Genomic DNA, 360 nt, shown 5'->3' on the forward strand with positions numbered 1-360 from the left:
GACTTGGATCTACAGTTGCATAACTTCCATCTGCTGCTCTTTTATGAATAAATCCTTTATAACCATCTGATGACACCAGATTTTCATCCCAGTTATTTAACCACTTTTTAGAAGATTGAATATATTTTTCGTAATCTTCTTGATAACCTAAACCTTTTGCCATCATAGCTACAGCATAATCATTATAAGCAAAACCTATTGTTGCTGAACTTGGTTTCAAACGCCATGAATACTTATCACCATTAATTGCTTCTGTTTCACCAGTATTCCATCCTAGTGTTGCATAATTTTTTGAACGATAATTTTCTGCTTCACCTTTAACAACTTGATAAGCTTCTTGCCAATCTACACCTTCAATTC

1 protein-coding gene is annotated in these 360 nt (G+C 33.6%); it reads right to left on the reverse strand.

Annotated elements, in window-relative coordinates:
* The coding region (locus KHA85_RS20655; protein WP_213186736.1) for a glycoside hydrolase domain-containing protein at positions 1 to 360 on the reverse strand (360 nt) is incomplete at both ends.

The sequence above is a fragment of the Dietzia massiliensis genome (assembly GCF_018390595.1).
Lineage (GTDB): Bacteria > Actinomycetota > Actinomycetes > Mycobacteriales > Mycobacteriaceae > Dietzia > Dietzia massiliensis.